Source organism: Kitasatospora sp. NPDC032150 (assembly GCF_055579945.1).
The window spans coordinates 1-1,464 of record NZ_JBVIMH010000109.1; the positions used below are offsets into that span (position 1 = coordinate 1).

Annotated in this window: 2 pseudogenes; one reads left to right on the forward strand and one right to left on the reverse strand. The window is 66.5% G+C overall.

Features of this window, described 5'->3' with window-relative positions:
- Window positions 1-321: 321 nt before the first annotated feature.
- Window positions 322-495: pseudogene (locus ACZ5ON_RS36030) on the forward strand (transposase); the annotation flags it as partial.
- A gap of 30 nt (window positions 496-525) precedes the next feature.
- On the opposite strand, the pseudogene ACZ5ON_RS36035 reads toward ACZ5ON_RS36030, so the two are convergent.
- A pseudogene (locus tag ACZ5ON_RS36035) lies at window positions 526-1,255 on the reverse strand (transposase); the annotation flags it as partial.
- Window positions 1,256-1,464 lie beyond the last annotated feature (209 nt).

Here is a 1,464-nt window from a genome sequence, read left to right on the forward strand (position 1 = left end):
CGACCTCATCGAAACCGTCGACTACAACAACGACAACACCTGGGCCGAACAGGGCCTCACCAACCAGACCGGCCTGTAACCCCCAAACCCCGAACGCCAACCACAGCCCCCGGGCAACACCACTACCCCACCGCCCGGGGGCTTCACCCTGCCCAACCACCGAACCATCCGCCGGAGCCACCCCACCCGGCCACCCCACATTGCTCGGGGCTGGGGCGCGCCGACGATCTCGTGCAAGTCTTGTGTGGCCGTCGGAGACGGAGCAGGGTCGATACAAAGAACGGCTCTGCCACGCGAATTCGCGACAGAGCCGAAATAGAGAAGAGGTACCCGGCGATCGTCCGGCTCCGGGAAAGCGTCCGAACCGAATTCGTCCCGTTTCTGAGCTTCGACGTCGAGGTCCGCCGGGTCATCTGCACCCCGAACACGATCGAGTCCGTCAACGCCAGGATCCTCAAGGCAGTCCGCTCGCGCCAGCACTTCCCGGACTGTCAGAATGAGACTGTGCCGCTTCGGTCAGTGGCGGGCGGCAAGCTCGTTCAGGACCTGCTCGGCGGCCTGCTCGGTCGGCGCGGTGTGGATCGCCCGCAGGGCCGGCAGCAGCCTGGAGTGGTCCTTACCGGAGGACAGCCGCGGCGAGGCACGGAGCAAGTGGATCACGCACGTCTGCACCGGCGCCCCAGGTGGCGGTCACTGCCTCCGGCAGGCCCTTGAGGCCGTCGCAGCAGACGATGCACACGTCCTCGACACCGCGGTTGCGCAGTTCCGGCAGCACCGCCATCCACGTGGTCGCGCCCTCGCCCTCGCCCTCGGCACCGACCCACAGACCGAGGACGTCCTTGCGGCCTTCCATGTCGACCCCGACCACCAGGTAGACCGGCTTCGAACCACTGCGTCGGAGCAGATCTTCACCCACAGCACGTCGATGCAGATGATCGGCCAGACCGCGTCCAGGGGCAGGTTCTGCCAAATACCAGCTCGTCCGCCACGGCGTCGGCGACCTTGCAGGCGATATCCCGTTGCGCGAGTTGCCCGAGCCGCGGCCCGCAGGATCACACTTCTCGTAGCCCAGGTGCTCGGTCATCTCCGCGTCCAGGGCCCGCTCCAGCACCGCCCGGGTGACCTCCGTCGGCAGCCCGCCCTCGCTCAGCAGGGCCGCACCCGAAGCGTCCGCACGATTCGTCAACCGCTCGACGACCTCCTCCACCAGCTTGTCCCCGGACGCTTCGACAGCCGGGTTCGCCTTGTCCGTCATGACTCGTCCGTTCAGCCTGGCCAGAGAGCCCGTGGCCGAGCTCTCGGCCAGGCTGTCACATCACGGACTTACACAATCTTTCGGACACGCTCTTGCGCGGGGGCTGTGATTGGTGTTCGGGGTTTGGGGGTTACAGGCCGGTCTGGTTGGTGAGGCCCTGTTCGGCCCAGGTGTTGTCGTTGTTGTAGTCGACGGTTTCGATGAGGTCG